We start from the raw sequence: 22,202 nt of genomic DNA, 5'->3' as shown, positions 1-22,202 counted from the left end.
CGTCGGATGTCGCTCAAGGAATTTTTATGTCGCCCTGGCTGACGGTTGTAGGCATCGGTGAAGACGGCTTCAAGGGGCTGGGCAGGAATGCCCGGCATGCCCTGTTGCACGCTTCGCGGATTATAGGCGGCCAACGCCAGTTGGACCTGTTGCCGGTGTGTATTCGTGGTGCGCGCGAGGTGTGGCCGAGCCCGTTTTCCCTGGAGCCGGTACTGGCCCGGCGCGGTACGCCGGTGTGCGTGCTGGCCAGCGGTGATCCGATGCTCTATGGCGTTGGCGCGAGCCTGGCGCGGCAGGTGGCGGCGGATGAACTGCTGATCCTGCCGGCGCCGTCGTCGGTGTCCCTGGCCGCAGCGCGGTTGGGCTGGCCGTTGCAAGAGGTGGTGACGCTGTCCGTGGTGGCCCGGCCGTTGGCGGCACTGCATGCCCATCTGGCCAGTGGCGTGCGCTTGTTGGTGTTGAGCAATGACGGCAGTAGCCCGGCGTTGATCGCTGCTTTATTGGCCGAGTCGGGATTCGGACCGAGCCGTGTGAGCGTGTTTGAACACTTGGGCGGCACGGGTGAGCGGCGTCTCGATGGGTTGGCTGCGGATTGGCAACATACTGGAATCGCCGATTTGAACCTGGTTGCCATCGAGTGCGTGGCCTCTGGCGAAACACCCCGCCTGTCACGCTTGGCAGGCCTGCCGGATTCGGCGTTCAAACACGACGGCCAACTGACCAAGCGCGATGTGCGCGCCATGACCCTGGCCCGCCTCGCACCGATGCCCGGCGAACTGCTGTGGGACGTGGGCGCGGGCAGCGGTTCCATCGGGATTGAATGGATGCGCACCCATCCCAGCTGCCGAGCCCTGGCGATTGAAGCCGACGAGGGCCGCCAAGGCCTGATCGAACACAACCGCGACGCCCTCGGCGTGCCCGGCCTGCAACTGATCCGCGGCAAGGCCCCGGACGCGCTGCACGGCCTGCAAGCGCCAGATGCAATCTTCATCGGCGGCGGCGTCACCCGCGACGGCGTGCTCGACACCTGCTGGCAACACCTGCGGCCGGGCGGGCGCTTGGTCGCCAACGCCGTGACCCTGCAAAGCGAAATGACCTTGATGGACTGGCGCGCCCGGCATGGCGGCGAACTGACGCGCATCCACGTGGCCCAGGCGCAGCCGCTCGGGGACTTTGATACGTGGCGACAGGCGTTGCCGATCACCTTGCTGGACGTGGTCAAGCCACGATGAAACGCATCCTGCTGCTGGGCGGCGTGACCGAAGCCCTGGCCATTGCCCGCACATTGGGCCCGGAACATATCTACAGCCTGGCCGGCGTTGGGCGGGTGCCGACCGATCTGACCTGCCAAGTGCGGGTCGGTGGGTATGGCGGCGCCGAGGGCTTGGCGCGGTTTGTCCGGGATGAGGGCATTAGCTTGATTCTCGACGCAACCCACCCGTATGCGGCACAGATCAGCCGTAATGCCGCCGAGGCGGCGCAGTTGAGCGGCGTACCATGCTGGGCCTTGCGCCGCCCGGCGTGGCAGCCGCAGGCGGGGGATGATTGGCGGGAGGTCAGCGATTGGGCCGCCTTGATAGAAGCGTTGAAACCGTTCAAGCGCCCGCTGTTCACCTTGGGACGTGAGCCGTTGCAGCACCTTGATGAGATCCCGCCGGACCAGTTCTGGACACTGCGCGCACTGGATGTGTACCCGGGCAATGAGCGCTGTGAAGTGATCGGCGCACGCGGGCCGTTTCTGATCGAGGATGAGCGGGTGTTGTTCGAGCGGCGTGGGATTGATGTGCTGATCAGCAAGAACAGCGGCAGCACGGCGACGGAGCCGAAGCTGGAAGTGGCAAGGGAGCTTGGGGTGCCGGTGTTGGTGTTGAAGCGGCCGGTGTTGGCGGCGGTGGATCGAGAATTCACCACCGTGCCTGCGTTACTCCAGGCAATCACCACGCTCTAAACACCACAAATCCCCTGTGGGAGCGGGCAAGCCCGCTCCCACATTTGGGCGGTATTGTCAGGCAGCAGTTGTCGCTGGGCCGCAGCCCTTGTGCACACGATCAGCCAGCAACTGCGCCAGCTCAATCAATTGCGCAACGCCGAGCAACTCCTCTCGTTTCGAGCCTTCCAGGTTAAATGCCAGATCGCAGCTCAGCGCATTGGCTGAGGCGAGGGTTTCGCCGAGGTTGACCAACAGGTCTTCGGTGCTGATGCCGTCGGCAACGGTGAAGAGCCGGACGGGGGGATTGGGGGTGGGTTTGATCATTGTGAAGCTCCGGAGAAGTAAAAAGGAGCTGCCACTGATCGCCGCGACGCGATGAGGGTGGCAGCTGTACGCAGGTTCGCGGACCGATTCTCCAGAACACCGGCATACCCGAAGGTATCCCGCGCACAGCCGCCATAGCGCCGCACAGTAGACGATAAAAAAACGCCAACTGAAAGGAGACAATGACGCTTCAACGTCTGGAGAAATCCGGGCCGCGACGCCCGACCGCTGCGCTTGCAGCGGTGTACGGAGACTAGGGATTGAGTTTCCTAGGGGCAACCTTAAAGGCTTGTCGGATATTTCTGTCGAATGACTCCATATTCGAGCCGAACACAATCCAAAATGTGGGAGCGGGCTTGCTCGCGAAGACGGTGTGTCAGTCACCCCATGTATTGGCTGACACTGCGCTTTCGCGAGCAAGCCCGCTCCCACATTTAGCACCGCATTGCCCTTGATATCGGCAACCTATCCGTTCCCGTCTATCCTCAACCATTGAGTGTGCGACACCAAACCACACCACCCTTTTTTACTTATCCCCTACGATCAGGCTAAATACCCGCCTGATCGTTTAACCCTACGGATTGTCCGCCATGGCCCGTCAACGCTTTGCAATCGTCTGGATCGCCTGCTTTGCAGTGCTGTTCAACGCCTTTGCCATGCCGCTGGCCAGCGCGATGCAACAGTCCAAGGACCCGGCGCAGCAATTGCTGTGGGGCAGTTTCTGTTCCTCCAATGGCGCCAGTCTCAAGACCATCGCCCTGGGCAAGCTGGAGATTCCGGCGCCGCAGCAGGACGATCATTCCACCATGCAGCATTGCTGGTGCTGCTCGGGCTCGGCGCCGTTGGTGGCGTTGCCGGGGCATGTGCCGCAGTTGTACCTCACCCAATTCAACACCTCACAAAGCTTGCCGCCGCCCCGGCTGCAAGGCCCGACCCCGCGCCAGCAATGGCCGAGCCTCAATCCCCGCGCCTCTCCAACGGTCTGATGTCTTCGCAAGTGAACTGCGTTTAGAACCGTTCTGGAGAACTGCCATGCTCAAATCTTCCCTGCTTCTGGCCGCGTTGTTGCTGCCGGTGTTCAGTGCTGCCAATGCCGATGACTACAAAACCGGCGACCTCGTGGTCAGCGACCCCTGGTCCCAGGAGTTGCCGCCGAATGCGCCCACCGTCGCGGCGTACTTTGTGATTCATAACACCGGGGAAACGCCGGACCGCCTGCTCAGTGTCGAGACGCCGGTAGCCGACAAAGCCGAGCTGCACGAGCACGTCATGCAGGGCGACCTGATGAAGATGCAGCAAGTGCCCACCGTCGCCGTCCCGGCCAAGGGCGACCTGACCTTCGCGCCCATGGCGTATCACGTGATGCTGCTGGGCCTCAAAGACCGCAGCCTGCTGGCCAACGGCAAGCACTTCCCACTGACCCTGACCTTCGAAAAAGCCGGCAAGGTCGAGGTGCAAGTGTCGGTGCAGAAGATGCCGCCGATGGCCGGCCACGAGCATAAACACGCCCAATAGGCCAACACTCGATGGGCGTCCCCCGCGCCAGGTTGTCCCCACCGTCGCGTGTGAAACGCGGCAGTTGGATCAGCCTGTTCGCCATGCTGATGATCTTTATCGGTCCGCTGATTTCCCAAGCGATGCCGATGGATCATCACGCCGGTATGTCGATGGACATGCCGATGGACCACGGCGCCGCCCATCACCCCAAGGCGCCTGACGAACACCACGCCCTCTGGTCCAAGTGCGGCTACTGCGACCTGCTCTACAGTTGCCCCGCCCTGCCCGGTGGCGTCTCGACATTCACCCTGAACACCCCACCACCGGCCCACGCCCTCACCCCCGCCACGCGCCTGGGCCATGCCCGGCAGAGCATCTTCCCCGGCGCCCGCAGCCGGGCGCCGCCCATCATCTCGTAGGCACTTCACAGCGTTACTTCACCCCGGCCGACTCTAGACAGACAGCCGCAGGCTGCTGGCCGTGTTGTTTACGATTGATTGATGGAATTTGTCATGTCCAGGTTTACTGCTGACTCCCGTTTGGGATGTACCCCCGTGCTCGCTGCCCTGTGCGGCGCGCTGCTCGCCCCCCATGCCCTGGCCGATGAACATGCCGAGCATGAACTGAGCCCCACGGTGATCACCGCAATCGCCCCCAGCTCACCGCTGACCGTAATCACCAACCCCAAGGACCCGCGCCAACCAGTGCCCGCCAGCGATGGCGGCGACTACCTCAAGACCATCCCCGGCTTCGCCCTGGTGCGCAACGGCGGCACCAACGGCGACCCGGTGCTGCGCGGCATGTTCGGCTCGCGCCTGAACATCCTCACCAATGGCAGCATGATGCTCGGCGCCTGCCCCGGCCGCATGGACGCGCCGACCTCGTACATTTCTCCGGAAACCTACGACAAGCTCACCGTGATCAAAGGCCCGCAAACCGTGCTCTGGGGCCCGGGCGCGTCCGCCGGCACGATCCTGTTCGAACGAGAGCCTGAGCAGTTCGGCGAACTGGGCACGCGCCTCAACGCCAGCGTGCTGGCCGGTTCCAACGGGCGCTTCGACAAGGTCATCGATGCCGCCGCCGGTGGCCCGCTGGGCTACGTGCGCGTGATCGGCAACCAGGCCCACGCCGACGATTACAAGGACGGCAACAACGACACCGTGGCCTCGCGCTACGACAAGTGGAACGGCGACGTCGCCGTCGGCTTCACCCCCGACGCCGATACCCTGCTGGAACTCACTGCCGGGCGCGGCGATGGCGAAGCACGCTACGCCGGACGTGGCATGGACGGCTCGCAGTTCCTGCGCGAAAGCCTCGGGCTGCGCTTTGAAAAATCCAACCTCGGCGAGGTGCTGGACAAGGTCGAGGCCCAGGTCTACTACAACTACGCCGACCATGTGATGGACAACTACAGCCTGCGCACACCGTCAGGCACCGGCATGATGGCCGGGCCGATGGCGTCCAACGTCGACCGCCGCACCCTCGGCGCACGCATCAAGGCCACCTGGCGCTGGGCCGATGTGCAGTTGATCAGCGGCCTGGATGCGCAGACCAACGAACACCGCCAACGCAGCAGCATGGGCGTGGACACCTACAAGGATCTGCCGCGAAACAAGGATGCCAACTTCCATAACTACGGCGTGTTCGGCGAACTGACCTGGTACGCCGCCGACCGCGAACGCCTGATCAGCGGCGCGCGCCTGGATCGCGCCTCGGCTAAAGACTTCCGGCAAACCACCGGCTCCGCAATGATGAAGCGCGCCAACCCGACGGCCGACGACACCCGTGCCGACACCCTGCCCTCCGGTTTCGTGCGCTACGAGCATGATCTGGCCGACAGCCCCACCACCCTCTACGCGGGCCTGGGCCATTCGGAGCGTTTCCCGGATTACTGGGAGCTGTTCTCGCCGAACACCGGCGCGGTCGGCTCGGTGAACGCCTTCGACGGCGTGAAGCCAGAGAAGACCACTCAACTCGACTTCGGCGCACAGTACAAATCCGCCGACCTCGAAGCCTGGGCCTCGGGTTACATCGGCCGTGTACAGGACTTCATCCTGTTCGACTACAAGCCCGGGATGATGGGCACCACCTCCCAGGCGCGTAACGTCGACGCACGCATCATGGGCGGCGAACTGGGCGCCGCGTACAAGCTGACGCGTAACTGGAAAACCGACGCCACCCTCGCCTACGCCTGGGGCAAGAACAGCAGCGACGGCAAGGCGCTGCCGCAAATGCCACCGCTGGACGCCCGCCTGGGCCTCACCTACAGCGAAGACGACTGGAGCGCCGGCGCCTTGTGGCGCGTGGTCGCGGCGCAAAACCGCATCGACCAGAACAAGGGCAACGTGGTCGGCAAGGACTACGACAAGAGCGGCGGTTTTGGCGTGTTCTCGCTGAACGCGGCGTACCGCATCAACAAAAACTTCAAGGTCAGCACCGGCGTCGACAACCTGTTCGGCAAGGCTTATGCCGAGCATCTGAACCTGGCCGGCAACGCCGGGTTCGGCTACCCGGCCAATGATCCGCAGGCCATCAAGGAGCCCGGTCGCACCCTGTGGACCAAGGTCGACATGAGCTTCTAAAAGCTTCGCGGGCAAGCCCGCTCCCACAGTTTGGAATGTGTTCACAAATCTGAATGTGGGAGCTGGCTTGCCTGCGATGGCGGCCTAACCAACAAAATAATCCAAGCCTTTGCGGAGCATCCCTGATGAGCACCCCCAAAATCTCCTTCTACAACCTGGCCTGGCGCTGGCATTTCTACGCCGGCCTGTTTGTCGCGCCGTTCATGGTGCTGCTGGCCCTGACCGGCATCATCTACCTGTTCAAGCCCCAGCTCGACCCGCTGATGTACGGCCACTTGCTCACGGTCCCGGTCGCCGAACACCGTCTGAGCGCCGACGAACAACTGCAACGCGCCAAGGCTGCCTATCCCAAGGCCGCCATCAGCAAATACCTGCCCCCGGCCGACGCCACCAGCAGCGCACAATTCGTGATGCACAACGACGGCCGTGAAGTGACGGTGTTTGTCGACCCGTATCGCGGCACAGTCCTCGGCGAGCAAGACGCCAAATACAACCTGCAAGCCATCGCCCGTGCCCTGCACGGCGAACTGATGATCGGCACCGTCGGCGACCGCCTGGTGGAGCTCGCCGCCGGTTGGGGGGTGATGCTGGTGGTGTCCGGCGTGTACCTGTGGTGGCCGCGCGGCAAGTCGTCGGCCGGTGTGTTGTGGCCGCGTTTCAACACGCGCGGTCGCGTATTTTGGCGCGACCTGCACGCCGTCACCGGTTTCTGGGGCGCGTCATTGTTGCTGGTGATGCTGCTCAGCGGCATGACCTGGACCGGCTTCTGGGGCAAGCAATACGCCGACCTGTGGAACACCTTCCCGGCGGCGATGTGGAACGCCGTGCCGCAGTCCGACCAGCAGGCCCGCGTGCTCAATACCGCGACGCAACAGACCGTGCCATGGGCCCTGGAAAACACGCCGATGCCGATCTCCGGCGACCACGCCGAACACATGAACCACGGCGCCATGCACGCCGCTCCTGCCGCCCCCACGTTGCGCCTGCAACAGGTGGTGGACCTTGCCACCGCACTCAAAGTCGAACCCGGCTACAGCATCACCTTCCCCACCACCGCCGAAGGCGTGTTTACCGTCGCGGTGTTCGCCAACGACCCGCGCAACGACGCCACCCTGCACGTGGACCAGTACACCGGCAAGGTCCTCGCCGATGTGCGCTGGGAGCACTACAGCACGGTCGCGCGCGCCACCGAGACCGGCGTGATGCTGCACGAAGGCAAGATGTTCGGCTGGGTCAACCAACTGATCGTGCTGCTGATCTGCCTGATGATCCTGCTCAGCGCCGTCAGTGGCGTGGTGATCTGGTGGAAGCGCAAACCCCAGGGCAAGCTCGGTGTGCCGCCACTGCGTCACGACCTGCCAAAGTGGAAAACCGCGATGGTGATCATGCTCGGCCTGGCGATCATTTTTCCGCTGGTGGGCGCGTCGCTGATCGCCGTGTGGGTCCTGGATCGCCTGATCTTCTCACGCTTTTTTGGCCAACATGAGCCCGTCTCAGGTTCGTCATGAGCCCGGTGAGATGCCCGTTGCAGAGCACTTCTGTAGCCTTGCGCGACTTTTGCCGCGCAGCGAATAAGTGTTAACTTATAACACTTGTTGCGTTATCGTTGCTCGCCGCCACACGCGGCGAGCATCCCTAGAAGAAGACTGAACACCCCATGAACAAGTACCTAGCGTCCGGCCTGTGCCTGCTCGCCCTGCACACCCATGCCCAGGCCCTGACCCTGCCCGCCAGCGCTGTCAACGCACCCGCCGTGGACGACGAACATGTCGACCTCAAGACCCCGACCACCGCCGGCTCGCGCCTGAACCTCAGTGCCCTGCAAACCCCCGGCAGCGTCGAAAGCCAGACCGGCGCGCAGATCCGCGCGCGCGGCGACGCCAGCGTGCAAGACGCGATTTCCCGCGCCACCGGCATCAGCCGCACCGGCACGCCGGGTGACGGCGGCACCTCGTTGGCGGCCCGAGGCTTCAGCGGCCAGGGGTCGGTGATGCAGCTCTATGACGGCAACCGCATGTACATGGGCATGGGCACCTCGACCTTCCCGGTGGATACTTGGGCGGTGGAACGCGTCGACGTGCTGCGCGGCCCGGCCTCGGTGCTGTATGGCGAAGGCGCCACGGGTGCGGTGATCAACACCGTGCCGAAAAAGCCGTTTGAAGGCGCGATCGAAAACCACATCCGCCTCGGCTACGGTTCCTATGACCGCCAGCAACAAGCCCTCGACAGCGGCGGTTCGCTGAGCGACACCCTGAGCTATCGCCTCAACCTCAATCGCCTGCGCAGCAACGGTTTCATCGATCGTGGCGATTCCTCAAGCGACTTCATCAGCGGCGCCCTGCGCTGGCAGGCGGCCGACAACCTGAGCTTCACATTGGCCAGCGACTACGGCGACCAACGCCCGCAAAACTACTTCGGCACGCCGCTGATCAACGGCCAATTGCACAAGGGCCTGCGCGACAAGAACTACAACGTGCGCAACGACGAGCAGCATTACAACGACCAGTGGACGCGCCTGACCAGCGAGTGGCAGATCAACGACAGCGTCAGCGCCACCAACGAATTGTTCTACCTGAAAAACCAGCGCCGCTGGCAGAACGCCGAGAACTACAACTTCACTAACGGCCAGCTCACCCGCAGCGGCAATTACGGCATCAAGCACAACCAGGAACAGGTCGGTGACCGCCAGACCTTCACCTTCAAGCACACCCTGTTCGGCCTCGACAGCCAGACCGTGACCGGCGTGGAATACAACCGCATCCGCTTCCGACTGGCCAGCAATTCGCCGTTCACCGACAGCTTCACCGATGGCCAACCCATCGATGTGAATCATCCGGCACCCGGTCAGTTTGCAAGCAACAGCGCGTTCCTGCCGCTGTTCGCCACCACCACCAAAACCGTCGCCGGCTTCGCCGAAAACCGCCTGCAACTCACCGACAAGCTGGCGCTGGTCACCGGTATCCGCCGCGACTACGCCCACGTCGACCGCGATGATCTGCGCGATGGCAGCCAGGCCGACAAAACCCTCACCGGCAACAACTGGAAGGCCGGCCTGGTCTACGCGATCACCCCGGACACCTCGGTCTACGGCCAGCAAGCCACCAGCACCGACGGCGTCGGCGGGCTGATTTCCCTGAGCCCCGGCCAGCAACAATTCGACCTGTCCAGCGCACGGCAGACCGAGATCGGCATCAAGCAAGCCTTCTGGGACCAGCGCGGTGAGTGGACCCTGGCCGCGTATCACATCGTCAAAAAGAAACTGCTCACCGACGTGCCCGGCAACCCGGACCTCAAGCAGCAAGTCGGCCAGCAATCCTCCCGTGGCCTGGAGGCCAGCCTCGACCTGCAACTGCCGGACGCCTGGCAGCTGCAAGCCAACGCGGCCATCGTCCACGCGCAGTACGACGACTTCAAACAGGCCGTCGACGGTGTGCAAGTCTCCCGCGACGGCAACCGTCCGGTAGACGTGCCGCGCCGCACCGCCAACCTGTGGCTGAGCAAGGCCGTGACCGACGACATCCGCGCCGGCGCCGGCGTGCGTTATGTGGATGCGCGGTATGCCGACATGGCCAACCAAAATGAGCTACCGAGCTATACCGTGGTGGATGCGACGGTTTCGTGGAAGGCCATGCGCAATACCACGTTGGGGCTGCAGTTGAATAACCTGTTTGATCGCACCTATGCGGTCAGCCAATACAATGACGGGCAACAGTGGCTCCTCGGTGAGCCGCGCTCGTTCTTCGTGACGGCGGACTACACCTTCTAACCGATACACCACAGGTCAAAAAGTGTGGGAGCGGGCTTGCTCGCGAATGCGCTGGGTCAGTAACAGATGTATTGACTGATACACCGCATTCGCGAGCAAGCCCGCTCCCACATTTGGACCGGTTTTAACTTGAGAGACTTGATGACTTCACTCAGCCTCACCGACCTTACCTGGTCCCCCGCAGGCCACTGCCATCACCAGTTCCACCTGCGTGACGCCAGCCTGCAGGTCGGTGCGGGGGAGTTCGTCGGCCTGATCGGCCCCAACGGCAGCGGCAAGACCAGCCTGTTGCGCTGCGCCTATCGTTTCACCAGGCCCGCACGCGGCGACGTGCTGCTCGACCACCAGAACGTGTGGAAGCAAAGCGCCAAATGGTGCGCCCAGCGCATCGCCGTGGTGCTGCAGGAGTTCCCCGACGCCTTCGGCCTGCGCGTGGATGAAGTGGTCGCCATGGGCCGCACGCCCCACAAAGGCCTGTTCGATGGCGACACGTTGCACGACCGGCAACTTGTTCGCAGCGCGCTGGAGTCAGTGGGCATGCTCGGCTTCGAAGACCACGGGTTCGCCACCCTCTCCGGCGGCGAAAAACAACGTGTGATCCTGGCCCGCGCCCTGGCCCAGCAGCCGCAACTGCTGATCCTCGACGAGCCCACCAACCACCTCGACCCACGCTATCAGCTGGAGTTGCTGCGTCGGGTCAAGCGCTTGAACATCGGCACCCTGGCGAGCATCCACGACCTCAACCTGGCCGCCGCGTTCTGTGATCGCCTGTACGTGATCAACCACGGCCGCATCGTCGCCAGCGGCACGCCCCATGAAGTGCTGACCGCCGAACTGCTGCGCGAAGTGTTCGGCGTCGAAGCACTGATCGACACCCACCCCCTGTCCGGCTACCCCCGAATCACCTGGATAACCCAACCATGATCCTGCGCGCTCTCCTAGCCTTCGCCTTGTCTCTCGCGGCAGCCCCCGCGTTCGCCGACGCCACCCACTACCCGGTCACCGTGAAAAGCTGCAACCGCGACGTGACCTTCCAGCAAGCCCCCAAGCACGCCGTCAGCCATGACATCAACATGACCCAGATGATGCTCGCCCTCGGCCTCAAGCCGCGCATGGCCGGCTACAGCGGAGTGACCGGCTGGAAGTCGGTCACCCCCGAAATGGCCTCGCTCCTCGACGGCCTGCCAGAGCTGGCGAGCAAATACCCGTCGGTAGAAACCCTGCTCAACGCCAACGTGGACTTCTTCTTCGCCGGCTGGGACTACGGCATGCGCGTGGGCGGCGACCTCACGCCGAGCAGCCTGCAACCCCTGGGCATCAACGTGTACGAACTGACCGAATCCTGCGCCTTCGTGATGAAGCGCCCGGCCGCGACCCTCGACGACACCTATAACGACCTGCGCAACCTGGGCCGGATCTTCGACGTGCAGGACCGCGCCCACACCCTGATCGCGCAGATGCAGGCCCAGGTCGATGAGGTGCAACAAGACCTGCCTGAAGACAAGCCGCGGGTGTTCCTCTACGACAGCGGCGAAGACCGCGCCATGACCTCCGGGCGCCTGGGTATGCCCCAGGCGCTGATCGACGCGGCCGGCGGGCGCAACATCCTCGATGACGTCGACGCCAGCTGGACCCGCGTCAACTGGGAGACCGTGGTGGAACGCAACCCGCAGGTGATCGTGATCGTCGACTACAGCGAAACCACCGCCGCGCAGAAGCAGCAGTTCCTGCTGGACAACCCGGCGCTGCAAGCGGTGGACGCGATCAAGAACCAGCGCTTTATCGTGATCCCGTACGTGCAGGCCACGCCGGGGATCGACAACGTGCTGGCGGTGGAAACCCTGGCCAAGGGGTTCCACGGCGAATGACCTCCCGTCGCTACGCCTTGCTGCTGGTCGCCCTCGCGGCGCTGTTGCTGGCCTCGTGCGTGATCTCCCTGGGCTTTGGTCCGGCGCGGGTGCCGGTGGACGTGGTGTGGCGGATCATGCTGTACAAGGCTTTGGGCATCGGCGAGGTGAATTGGCCGGCGGGGCAGGAACATATTGTCTGGCTGATCCGCGTACCGCGCATGCTGCTGGGGGCATTGGTCGGCGCCGGTTTGGCGTTGATCGGCGCGGTGTTGCAGGCGGTTACGCGCAACCCGCTGGCCGACCCGCACCTGCTCGGCGTGACCTCCGGCGCGACGTTGGGCGCGGTGATCGTGGTACTGCATGTGGGCGAAATCATCGGCCTGCTGACCCTGCCCATCGCCGCGTTTATCGGTGCCATGCTGAGCATGCTGGTGGTGCTGGCGGTGGCCAGCCGCAATGGGCGGCTGGAGAGTGATCGCCTGCTGCTGTGCGGGGTGGCGGTGTCGTTCGTGATGATGGCGGCAGCCAACCTGTTGTTGTTCATGGGCGACCACCGCGCGGCCTCGGCGGTGATGTTCTGGATGCTCGGCGGCCTCGGCCTGGCGCGTTGGGAACTGCTGGCGATCCCGTGCGCCACGGTGCTGCTGGGTCTGCTGGTATTGCTGGGCATGGCCCGCCCGCTGAACGCATTGATGGCCGGCGAACAGACCGCCGTGACCCTGGGCCTGAACGCCCGCACGGTGCGCTTGAAGGTGTTCCTGGTAGCCTCGCTGATGACCGGCGTGCTGGTGTCCATCAGTGGCTCCATCGGCTTTGTCGGGCTGATGGTGCCGCATATCGCAAGGCGTCTCGTCGGTGCCGAGCATCGCCGGTTGTTGCCCACGTGCGCGCTGCTCGGCAGCCTGTTCCTGGTGTGGGTCGACGTGGCGGCACGCACCCTGATCGCCCCCGAAGACCTGCCCATCGGCGTAGCCACGGCGGCGATTGGCGGGGTGTTTTTTATTGGCTTGATGCGCAAACGCTGAACCCCGGGTGTTCAGAATTCGTCTTTTTCAGGGTGCGTCGGCTGCACCTGGATCGGTGGCGGCTGCTCGTCGACACTGAGCGTCCAGTTCACCTTCACCACACCTTTGCGTGTCCAGTAGTCATCTGTATCGAGTACATCGAGCACACCATCGGTCGCTAATCGAGCGACCCATGCCGTCGGCGCGTAATCGTCCGGGCCGAAGAACAACTGCCCGGTAAACAGGTCCTCCTCTTGCGGGTAGAACCCGGGCACATATTTGAGCAGTGCGCCTTGGCGTGTGGACAGATAACAAAAAGCACCTTTCACCCCGCCGACCTTCAACAGGTTTCGATAGAAGCCCAGCTCGTCCCGAGCAACAAAATGCTCGCCGAGCTGCTGGTCTGCGGGGGCCCAATCGCGACGTGCCCCCATCGTTTTGTAAAACACATGCGCCGCCAGCAACTGAAAACCTGCCGGATACGCCGGCTTCGGCGGCGAAGGCCCGAGCAGGGTGTCCGCATACAAAAACAGACGCTGCGGTACCGGCGACTCAATCCCCTCATCCTTGAGGGGCTCAGCGGCGACATACAGGGTTTGCCTTTCATCGACCAACACCAGGCCTACGAACGCATGACGCTCGAAACGACCGGCGCGATGACGGGCATGCCGTGCGGCATCGTCAGGATGGCAAAACAACGGACCGAATCTCAGCGCCGCAGCGCGGGACACAACCGGCGCAGGCGAATTCATTCGCCATTGCGGGCTGACGGCACCCGGCGTGTGCCAAAGGCCGCTGGTGACTAACACTGTCATTGGCCAGGCTGCCGCCACTTGTCGGACGTATGCCTGGGGCTTGAGTGTGCCGGCCTGCAAGCGCGACCACGCGGTAGCCACCTGCGGCACGAACGCTTGGGGGTCGCGCCGCTCGAACGTGAGCCAGGCACCATCGGTGCAGCCCAGGTAAATCGGCAAGTAGCCCTGGCCGTTCGGCCCCTTGAGATTCACCACGCGCGCCAGGTCCCGTGGGCTGACGAAATGGGGATAGATCGGATCGCTGGCGAGTATGTCAGGCTGCACAGGAGGGCAAAGGTAAAGGCCCTGTACGTCATACCCCTGGGGCGCCAACCCATCGACGAACACACGATCGAGCGTCAACGCCGCGTCGGCGGCCACCAGGGGAAAACTCCCCAGGTAATGCGCGGCCTTGCGCGCTTTCAAGATCAACCCGAAGACCAGGTGCCGGCGCTGGGCGGCCTGGCGATGCAGGTAATGCAACAAGTCCGGCAACTGCACAAACACTGCACTGGTGCCCGTGTCCATCATCACCGGTTCCAATAGGTCCTGCGCCGTACCGGGCTCCCACTGTCTGATCTGGCGGGGGCGTCCCCACACGGCGCTGCCTTGCACCACGCGAAGCATACCGGCACGCGCGACGCGGTTGACGTATTCCACCGGCGTCAGTTGGCAATCACGCAGGGCCTGTTCCAGTCGGTTGTCCTTGGGATGATTGCGTGAAGCACTGGCCACTTGGCTGGCCAGTGAATGCTCCAGCGCACCGCCCCTGACGGTGTAACAGAGAATGGCACCGTCGGTGCAGAACCGGTATTCGCAGCCAAGGGTGTGTTTGAGGGGGACAGTCGAAGGCCGCAGCACTGCGCCGAGAAAATCGCTGGCGAACATGTCCAGGTACACCGCGCGCTGCACGTCGGCAAGACCGAAGGGCGGCTCACACGCGACGGCCGAATGGTAGCGCGCCACGGCGGTACTGGCCGCCAGAAACCGGGCCTGGTTGACCAGCTCGTCCAGGCGAATCCAGCTCGGCGCAAAGTCTTCCACACCCACCGGCAGCGGCTCTGTGGCCGTGAACAAGCCATCGCTGCGGCGCAGGATCAACCCACCATAGACACGGTCACGTCGGCTGCCCAGCGTAAACAGCGCATGCCGCGCGGCGTCGTCCTGGGAAATAAACACTGGCCCCAACAGGCGCCGGGCCACCTGCGCAAACGGTGCCCAAAGAGCGCCGACCGGCCCTGACACATCCCAATAGTCACTGGTGACCAGCACCGACAACTGCCCACTCTGGGCGACCTGCTGCACCAGGCTATGGGGCGTCAGGGTCAAGGCGAGTTTTTTCGCCAGCACCTGTTCATCCACCTGGCCCGACTCATTCTTGAACAACGGATGCGGATCCTGCTGCGTGCGGTACTCCAGCAGCGCACCATCGAGTGTCGACAGGTACAACGGCAACGGTGCAAGCCCGACACCACGGCGAACACCTTGTTGGTCGTACAGCGCAGCATAAAAGTCCAGCGCACCGATAAAGTGTCGAGCCAGCCAGGCCTCTTGTCCCATCACCCCGTGGGGCAACCCACGTGCCGAGTAATACACGGCATGCACCTGGAACGTTGCGGTGAGTGCCGTCGCGCCAAAACGACTGGCGTGGTACAGCCTGTCCAGGCGTGGGCCACCAACCGTCTGCGTGGCCACGAACTCATCACGCGCCTGGTGTTTGAGTACCAGCCCCAGGCCACAATGGTCCAGGCCATAGCGGCTGCGCCAATGGGTGCAAGCGGCCTCCACGGCTGCGCGGGCCGAGGTGTGGACCGGGCCGAGCTGCGGCTGGCCGGGCACCTCGGCCAGGTCTGCGGCGCCGGCCGGGACCCAACGGCTGTCGAGCGGCCCGGGCGGGCCCCATATGCGATTGCCGACCACCACGCTCAGTAAGCCGGACAAGGTCATTTCGCTGACCACGTCGCTGGGCACCAGCGTGCCGTCGTTCAACGCCTGGAACAGGCGGCTGCCGCCCTCACCGGGTTGTGCACGCTCCAGCAAGCGATGCGTCATATCCGGCAGGTAGGGTCGATAAGCCAGCAGGCAGTCCGCCGAACCTGACAGGTAAGCCACCGGCAGGCCAGGCATTGCCAGGATGCGCTGGATGTCGGTGTCCATGAACATCTGCGCCCCCACCCGCGCCTCATCACCCTCCCAATGGCCGTGGTAATCATCCAGCCAACGCGAGCTGTACACCCCATGCAGCACCTGTCCCGACGTCAGGGCAACCGGCAATCCCGACCGGTCGGTCGGGAAATACCGGTTGAAGTCAAAGCGTTCACCTTTGAATGCCATGGGTTCGGTAGCAACAAAGCGCTGGTCGTCACGCTTCAAAATCAAGCCGAGATAACCGCGCTCGCGACGGCTGCCAATCCGTTCGTGGGCATGCCGGGCCGCATCATCCGCCTGCACAAAAGCCGGGCTCAACACAGGCCGATGCAGACCCGCGTAAGGCTGCCAGTCACGCCCGACCCTGGCGGCGACGTCCCACAGGCTGCTGGTCTTGAGCACATGCAACTGGCCTGTGCTACGGAGCTGTCGCACAAAGTCGCTGGGGGTCAGCGCGCCTTTATCCAGGTCGGCTTGCAAGCCATTGTCAATCGGTTGGGTGGACGAATGGAGCGGGTTGAAAAATGGCATTGGGGCCTGAGGGGCCGCCACGGTGTAGCGCAACTGCGCACCGTCGAAGGTACTCAGGTAATACGTAAAACCCTTCTTTTTCAGGCCATGGGCCAACCACAGGGCTTCAGCCAGCATCCGTGGTGAAAAAAAGCGTTCGTACAGCCAGGGTTCCTTGGCCGTCTCAGGGGCGGGCCTGTCCGGGGCAAAGCTGTAGACGCCGACGATATCGCATTGGCACGAGTAGATAAGGCGACCATCAGGGGTTGTCGGAAATACCGCGGCCGGATCAAACGGGTTCGCGCTCACCGCAACGGGCTCGGTGACCATGTAGTTCTCAACGTGTTGGTGCTTTAGCAAAAAGCCAATCTGGAGCACTGTCGGATGGCGCATCATCAACGGGTGTGCAAAAGCCAGGGCCGACGCCGCATCCGGAAAGATCGGGCTCACCCACGGATCAGGGGTCGCAGGGACCGGGTCGGGCACATACGCTTTCCATTTCGGCGTCAATGTGCCGCGCCATCCCGCCCAAATGGCAGACGTCACGATGACCTTGAGCTGACCAAAGTCCCTCAGACGGCGCACATATTCCTCGGCCGATGCCTCCAGCACCGGTTCGGGTTCTGCGTGTATCCGCGCGTTCAGCCTGTGGAAGTAATCCGCCACACCGGGTCGGTCGATCAGCCCGAACCTCACAAGTGAGCCCTCAGGCCCAATCCGGTAGAACACCACGCCAAGCTGGATACACGACACTACCGCCTTGGCCGGCGCAACACTCTGCTGCAAAGCGATGCTGTCCGCTGACCACGCTGGGCGCAGCCTGGCGATTTGCGCGTGCCGATCAATGTCGAAAAAGTAATAGCCCACATACCGATACCCTGCGGGCAACCGACGGTCCCTGCTGCTCTCCATGCTGATCGCGTCTTCGAACAACAACTCATCGAGCGAACCACGAAGAGGTGCCGAGGCATAGCAACGGCCATCATCCGCATTGAGAATGTAGCCGCCCTGAGAATAGGCTGCCTGCCGATCGACCTGGGCGAGCGCATAACGCGCCGCGTCATCGCAAGCCGCAAAAGCCGGGCTTAATGTATGCAATAACCGCTGTGCGGTGATTGTCTTGAGGTTGTCCATTACCTTTTATCCTTGACGTTTTTTTGCGCGTGTTTGAGGTCCGTGTACACCCGGCACCTCAGTTCAAAGCTCATCTTTTTCGGGCGCACCCGGCGTCACGCCGTTTTGAGGCAGCCCCTCCTGCCCCAGTGCACCGCGTCTTGCCCAGAAGCTGCCTGCGTGCACAACCCGCAACTCGCCGATGCGTGCCAATTCAGCGATCACCCAGGAAGGTTCGGGCGCAAACTGTGTGTACCCATGCTCCTCGGACCATTTGCCGGTGGTGGCCAGCAGGTTGTATTCCGCGTCGCTGAAACGCGGGGTGTAGCGCAGCAGTGCACCATCGCGGGCGCTCAGGTAGAACGCGTCGATGGACAGGCCATCGCGGGTCAATTGATGGATGTAGTACGCCAGTTCGCGCCATGACACGAAGTACTCGCGGTAAGGGTCCTCAGCCACGGCGGGCGGCTGGTCGAGGCCGGCATGAAACACCAGGTGCGCCGCACACAACCGATAGCCCTTGGGCCATTGCGCCCCGGTAAACACCCGTGGCGCCATCGTGGAAGGAAAGCCCGCATCCACCACCGGCATCATCGCAACCCAACTGCTCGCCGCAGGATTTTCCAGCAGCGCCCCCAGGTATTGCGTACCGCTGAAGCGTCCGATGCGCCCATGCACGTAGCCCACCGCGTCATCCGCATGCGCATGGATCGGCCCCAAGCCCCCTTGCGTCGCCGCACCCTGCGGCCAGTTCACGCTGGACACCAACACGGTCAACACGCCGGCCGCCCGCATGCGCTGGATAAAGTCGGCCGGACGGAGTAACCGCAAACGCAGTTTCAACTCATCGCCGTAGCCGACAAACCGGGGGTCTCGCACCACAAACCGCAGCAGTGCGCCGTCTGCGCAGGACAGGTACAACGGCAGGCTCTGGCGCGTACTCGTGGCGTGTACTTGAAACATCGCCTCGATCAGGTCGGTGGGTGAAAACAACCCCTGATAAATCCCGTCGCTGCTTTGCTCACGGCCCTCGGGATAAAACCCCGCCGGCCGCGAAACGCACAGATACAGACCCGCCAACTGGTAGCCATAGGGATAACCGGCATCGCTGAATACACGGCGCCGCGCCAGCCTGGAACCCGCATCGCTGACCGGCAGGGTCGCAGTGTATTGGCCGTTGTGCCGAGCCTTGAGCACGTAGCCAAAGCGTAATTCGGTACGCTCCATCGGCAGGCCATGCACGTGCCGCGCCGCGTCGTCGGCCTGGCTGAACAGCGGGGTGCACGCCGGATCATGGCGCGCCATGGGGTAACCACGCGCCGTCGCCACCTCCGACACCAGCGGGTGCCACCCCGCCACCACGCCCTGCGGGCCCCATAACGGGCTGCCGATCACCACCTGTAAATCAAAGCTGTCGGCCACGCGGTTGACGTAATCAATCGGCATCAGTTCGGCGTTGCGCAGTTGGCGCTCCAGCGGGCTGTCCAGCCAGTCATGACGGTGGCGAGGCTTGAGCTTGAGCTGAGCCGCGCTGATCAGCGGGTTGTCCACCTGGGGCGCGCCGAGCAGGCGCAAGAGTGCACCGTCACTGGCCAGCAAATAGTGATACTGCCTGGCGGACGCGTCCTCTATCGCCTGGGCCAGTTGCCGAGTGGAAAACATCGTGCCGTACACTTTGGCCTGGACCGGCGACAGAAACAGCGGCACCACCCTTGCAGGCCGAGATACGTAGCGCGCCACCACCGAGGTGCGTACCGGGTACAGCCCGCGAGTCACCAGCTCATCCGGAAACACCCACGCGATGTCGAACACTTCATCCCGCACTTGCAGCGGTTCGGTGGCGACAAACCAGCCATCGTCGCGGCGCAGGATCACGCCACCGTAGTGCAGCGCCAAGTCAGTGGGCACCCGTTGCCGCACATACCGAGCCGCGTCGTCCATCGACACAAAGGCCGGGCTCAGGCGACGCCGCTCAAGAAACCGGTAGGGGCTCCACAACCCGGAGACCGGCCCCTCGCGATCCCAGCACGGGCTTGTGCGGATCACCCGTAACGCCCCGGACATCGCGAAACGCCGCACCACCTGCACCGGCAGCAAGGTCCCGGCATTCAGCTTGGCCTGCAACACCTCGGCTGAATCCCCCTCGCTTTGCGCCTCGAACAGGCCACGCGCGGACGGCGACTGGTAACGCAGCAAGGCGCCTTCCGGCGTGGCGATGTACACCAACGCGCCATGGGGCGGCATCGGTGCATTGAGCCGGGCCTGGGCGATGGCCGTGTTCAAGTCTTGCAGGCCGATGAAAAAACGCTCCAGCCATGTTGTCGACGTACTGCTTGCCCACGGCTGGGTGTAGAACAGGCCATGACAGCTGAAACCCGCCGGCAAGGTGTCGCCGTACAGGCCCGACAGTGACAACAGCGGTGACTTGCGGGTAACGGGGATCGGCTCGCTGGCCAGGTACTCATCCTTGTTATCGGCCTTGAGAATGAAGGCGAAATAGCGGCTGACGTGCTGTTCACCAAAGTCCTGCACGTCGCGCTCTAGCAGGTCGAGGGCAGCGCCGTCGGCACTCGCGAACAGCGCGCCGTGGCTCACTGGCTGCGGTCGTTGATAATCGAGCACCTGGGTGAATGGCGCCCAATCCGCGTCAAGCGTGCCGGCCGGCCCCCACAGCGCGTTGCCCTGCAGTACCCGCAGCGTGCCGCCTTCGGTCAGCTTGCGCACCACATCCACCGGTTTGAGCGAGCCGTGGGCAAGGTTGCGTGCGATCGGGCTGTCACCGGTCTTGGAGTCGGTTATCCATTGCGCCCGCCACTGTGCCGTGGACTCGCCCAATTGATAGGCCAGCAACCCCTCCTGGGCGCAAGAGAGATACGCCATGAGCCGATGGTGCAACAACGCTTCGATATCCTGGTCGTGGAACATCTGCGCATCCACCTGCGTATCCTCGCGCCGCCAGGCGGGTTGCGCCAAGGCACTGGGCTCAAACACCGAAATCGCCGGGCGCGAGCCATACACGGCATGCCGCTGGTGACCGGCGTGCAACACGATCGGTTGGCCCTGGCGGTCCTTGGGATAGGGCCCGCCCTCGGTAAACGGGTGGGTACCGACGGACACTGGCGCGGTGATCACGAAACGGCCGTCCTGACGTTTGAGCACCAAGCCGCCATACGCATGCCCACGCAGTGCGTCGATGCGTTCATGGGCATGGCGTGCGGCATCGTCGGCCGTCAGGAACGCACGACTGAGGGCCGGCAACGAAAAATCCGCATAGGGTTGCCACTGCGGGTCGACCACTCCGGGGCGGTCCCACAGGGCACTGGTTTTTTCCACACTCAGCTCACCCGCTGCAGCGACTTGCCACACATAGTCACGGGTCAGCCGTTGCCCACTCGACAAGGCCGCCTGGATGCCGTGGTCGATGACCTCACCGTGCTCATCCCTGGTGAATAACTCGGATTCGGCCGCCGAGCCTGAAAAACGGTAGCGCAATACGGCCTCATCGCGCATGCGCAGGTACAGCGAGGCGCCCAACGTGGGCTGCCCGCCCTGACTGTACTGACGAAATCGTGCGATGTGGCCGGCCAACTCGGGCGGGCTGACAAAGTTCTTGTAGAGCCAGCCCTCCAGCGCCGGGTAGTGCCCAGGCAAAGGCCGGGAATGGACGTAGATGCCGTGCAGGTGCCAGCCCGCCGGCAGCAATGGCAATGCATCGGGCGTCTGCGGCTCGCTGGCCACATAACCTTCGCCCGCCGTCTGTTGCAGGATCAACACCTGTTGTCGCGCCGCAGGTGTGCGCTGGATCAGCGACCAGGCATAGGAGAACACCTCAAGCTTGTCGTTGAACACCGGGCCGCAGGCGACTGGCAGCGCGGCCGCACTGAACGCCCGGTAAGGCTGCCAGTCGGCCGGCACCGCACCGATCGAACCACCCCAGGCAGCGCTGGAGAGCACAAAGGTCAGTTGCCCCACCGACGCGAGCTTTTTGTAGACCCCCTCCAATGTTCCATCGTGAGCGTGCACCGACTCCCACGGGCCATTGGTGTCGAGCCAATGCACAAACCCGGCCTCGGCCGCCGAGCCGCTGGGCTGGTACTTGAGCAACGCGCCATCCGGCCCGGACAGGTACGCCGCGGTAAAGCGTGCACGGTCCTGATAGTTGAAGCTGATGTCCGGGACCGAATAGAAGCTCATGAACGCCCTGGCCTGTTGCTGCGTCCAACGCGGGTTCTGGTGCTGGGTCGTCGCCAACGTATCGGGATGGGAGTGCAGGCTGGCGACAATGCGATAGCCGACCGGGTGGATAAACTCGCCGGTGGCACGGTCGCGGTCCAGCAGCCGGTTCCAGTCGAAAGACGTCGCCTTGCCCATCACCGGCTCGCTGGCGACAAACCATCGATCCGACAGGCGCTGCAGGATGACGCTCGCGTATTCGACGCTACGCCGCGCGCCAATGCGCTGGTGGGCCCAGCGCGCAGCATCATCGCTGCTGAGAAACGCGGGGCTCAGTCGGCCCGGCTTGGGGAGGAGTTTTTCGTCCATGAATGCACCTGAAACCTGAAAATGAAAGGTGCCCACCATCCTGATCCCGTGCCTGCGACGCTGGCGCTACATAGTTAAATCGTGCACGCACCATGACGGTGCCCATCGCGCACCAACGCCGCCGTCCGGCGCCTATTCAGTG

At 63.6% G+C, this 22,202-nt stretch carries 14 protein-coding genes; 11 read left to right on the top strand and 3 right to left on the bottom strand.

The window, feature by feature from the left end:
- Positions 1-26 precede the first annotated feature (26 nt).
- A complete protein-coding gene (gene cbiE / locus PSH81_RS03060) occupies positions 27-1,232 on the top strand; it encodes a precorrin-6y C5,15-methyltransferase (decarboxylating) subunit CbiE (protein ID WP_305391991.1) in 1,206 nt (401 codons plus the stop codon).
- Positions 1,229-1,948: a cobalt-precorrin-6A reductase gene (locus PSH81_RS03055; RefSeq protein ID WP_305391990.1), complete on the top strand. Its 720-nt coding sequence runs from the start codon at positions 1,229-1,231 to the stop codon at positions 1,946-1,948. The genes cbiE and PSH81_RS03055 overlap by 4 nt, the downstream gene beginning before the upstream one ends.
- A 57-nt stretch (positions 1,949-2,005) precedes the next feature.
- Here PSH81_RS03055 and PSH81_RS03050 read toward each other — a convergent pair whose 3' ends face one another.
- Positions 2,006-2,254 (bottom strand): DUF6124 family protein, encoded by a 249-nt coding sequence (locus PSH81_RS03050; RefSeq protein WP_226455659.1) that lies wholly within the window; start codon positions 2,252-2,254, stop codon positions 2,006-2,008.
- A 590-nt stretch (positions 2,255-2,844) separates the two neighbouring features.
- On the opposite strand from PSH81_RS03050, the gene PSH81_RS03045 reads away from it, so the two are divergent.
- The 9 genes from PSH81_RS03045 to PSH81_RS03005 all read left to right on the top strand — a co-directional run bounded on the left by PSH81_RS03045 (position 2,845) and on the right by PSH81_RS03005 (position 12,974).
- Positions 2,845-3,240 carry a DUF2946 domain-containing protein gene (locus tag PSH81_RS03045; RefSeq protein WP_226455658.1) on the top strand — a complete coding sequence of 132 codons (396 nt, stop codon included), beginning with the start codon at positions 2,845-2,847 and terminating at the stop codon, positions 3,238-3,240.
- 46 nt (positions 3,241-3,286) lie between these two features.
- The gene (locus tag PSH81_RS03040) at positions 3,287-3,769 is read left to right on the top strand and encodes a copper chaperone PCu(A)C (RefSeq protein ID WP_305391989.1); all 483 of its coding nucleotides are present in this window, start codon (positions 3,287-3,289) and stop codon (positions 3,767-3,769) included.
- Positions 3,770-3,780: 11 nt separating this feature from the next.
- On the top strand, positions 3,781-4,170 hold the full coding sequence (locus PSH81_RS03035; RefSeq protein ID WP_226455656.1) for a DUF2946 domain-containing protein: 390 nt from the start codon (positions 3,781-3,783) through the stop codon (positions 4,168-4,170).
- A 93-nt stretch (positions 4,171-4,263) separates the two neighbouring features.
- Positions 4,264-6,333, top strand: a complete 2,070-nt coding sequence (locus tag PSH81_RS03030) for a TonB-dependent copper receptor (RefSeq protein WP_305391988.1) — start codon at positions 4,264-4,266, stop codon at positions 6,331-6,333.
- Positions 6,334-6,458: 125 nt separating this feature from the next.
- Positions 6,459-7,841 (top strand): PepSY domain-containing protein, encoded by a 1,383-nt coding sequence (locus PSH81_RS03025; RefSeq protein WP_305391987.1) that lies wholly within the window; start codon positions 6,459-6,461, stop codon positions 7,839-7,841.
- Between the two features lie 149 nt (positions 7,842-7,990).
- Positions 7,991-10,099 carry a TonB-dependent siderophore receptor gene (locus PSH81_RS03020; RefSeq protein ID WP_305391986.1) on the top strand — a complete coding sequence of 703 codons (2,109 nt, stop codon included), beginning with the start codon at positions 7,991-7,993 and terminating at the stop codon, positions 10,097-10,099.
- 141 nt (positions 10,100-10,240) lie between these two features.
- Entirely contained in the window at positions 10,241-11,023 is a 783-nt protein-coding gene (locus tag PSH81_RS03015) for an ABC transporter ATP-binding protein (protein WP_305391985.1), read from the top strand.
- On the top strand, positions 11,020-11,967 hold the full coding sequence (locus PSH81_RS03010; RefSeq protein WP_305391984.1) for an ABC transporter substrate-binding protein: 948 nt from the start codon (positions 11,020-11,022) through the stop codon (positions 11,965-11,967). The genes PSH81_RS03015 and PSH81_RS03010 overlap by 4 nt, the downstream gene beginning before the upstream one ends.
- Complete coding sequence (locus PSH81_RS03005; RefSeq protein WP_305391983.1) at positions 11,964-12,974, top strand: iron ABC transporter permease; 1,011 nt, start codon at positions 11,964-11,966, stop codon at positions 12,972-12,974. The genes PSH81_RS03010 and PSH81_RS03005 overlap by 4 nt, the downstream gene beginning before the upstream one ends.
- Before the next feature lie 11 nt (positions 12,975-12,985).
- Here PSH81_RS03005 and PSH81_RS03000 read toward each other — a convergent pair whose 3' ends face one another.
- Positions 12,986-17,539: a hypothetical protein gene (locus PSH81_RS03000; RefSeq protein WP_305391982.1), complete on the bottom strand. Its 4,554-nt coding sequence runs from the start codon at positions 17,537-17,539 to the stop codon at positions 12,986-12,988.
- Between the two features lie 63 nt (positions 17,540-17,602).
- A complete protein-coding gene (locus PSH81_RS02995) occupies positions 17,603-22,060 on the bottom strand; it encodes a DUF4329 domain-containing protein (RefSeq protein ID WP_305391981.1) in 4,458 nt (1,485 codons plus the stop codon).
- Positions 22,061-22,202: the final 142 nt, after the last annotated feature.

This window comes from Pseudomonas sp. FP2335, assembly GCF_030687535.1.
Lineage (GTDB): Bacteria > Pseudomonadota > Gammaproteobacteria > Pseudomonadales > Pseudomonadaceae > Aquipseudomonas.
Note: the sequence above shows the minus strand (reverse complement) of the source record. Positions and strands in the feature narration are given on the sequence as shown.

Bases quoted from the DNA above. Each gene is read 5' to 3' on its own strand.
- cbiE (WP_305391991.1), top strand. From the start codon at position 27: ATGTCGCCCTGGCTGACGGTTGTAGGCATCGGTGAAGACGGCTTCAAG.
- PSH81_RS03055 (WP_305391990.1), top strand. From the start codon at position 1,229: ATGAAACGCATCCTGCTGCTGGGCGGCGTGACCGAAGCCCTGGCCATT.
- PSH81_RS03050 (WP_226455659.1), bottom strand. From the start codon at position 2,254: ATGATCAAACCCACCCCCAATCCCCCCGTCCGGCTCTTCACCGTTGCC.
- PSH81_RS03045 (WP_226455658.1), top strand. From the start codon at position 2,845: ATGGCCCGTCAACGCTTTGCAATCGTCTGGATCGCCTGCTTTGCAGTG.
- PSH81_RS03040 (WP_305391989.1), top strand. From the start codon at position 3,287: ATGCTCAAATCTTCCCTGCTTCTGGCCGCGTTGTTGCTGCCGGTGTTC.
- PSH81_RS03035 (WP_226455656.1), top strand. From the start codon at position 3,781: ATGGGCGTCCCCCGCGCCAGGTTGTCCCCACCGTCGCGTGTGAAACGC.
- PSH81_RS03030 (WP_305391988.1), top strand. From the start codon at position 4,264: ATGTCCAGGTTTACTGCTGACTCCCGTTTGGGATGTACCCCCGTGCTC.
- PSH81_RS03025 (WP_305391987.1), top strand. From the start codon at position 6,459: ATGAGCACCCCCAAAATCTCCTTCTACAACCTGGCCTGGCGCTGGCAT.
- PSH81_RS03020 (WP_305391986.1), top strand. From the start codon at position 7,991: ATGAACAAGTACCTAGCGTCCGGCCTGTGCCTGCTCGCCCTGCACACC.
- PSH81_RS03015 (WP_305391985.1), top strand. From the start codon at position 10,241: ATGACTTCACTCAGCCTCACCGACCTTACCTGGTCCCCCGCAGGCCAC.
- PSH81_RS03010 (WP_305391984.1), top strand. From the start codon at position 11,020: ATGATCCTGCGCGCTCTCCTAGCCTTCGCCTTGTCTCTCGCGGCAGCC.
- PSH81_RS03005 (WP_305391983.1), top strand. From the start codon at position 11,964: ATGACCTCCCGTCGCTACGCCTTGCTGCTGGTCGCCCTCGCGGCGCTG.
- PSH81_RS03000 (WP_305391982.1), bottom strand. From the start codon at position 17,539: ATGGACAACCTCAAGACAATCACCGCACAGCGGTTATTGCATACATTA.
- PSH81_RS02995 (WP_305391981.1), bottom strand. From the start codon at position 22,060: ATGGACGAAAAACTCCTCCCCAAGCCGGGCCGACTGAGCCCCGCGTTT.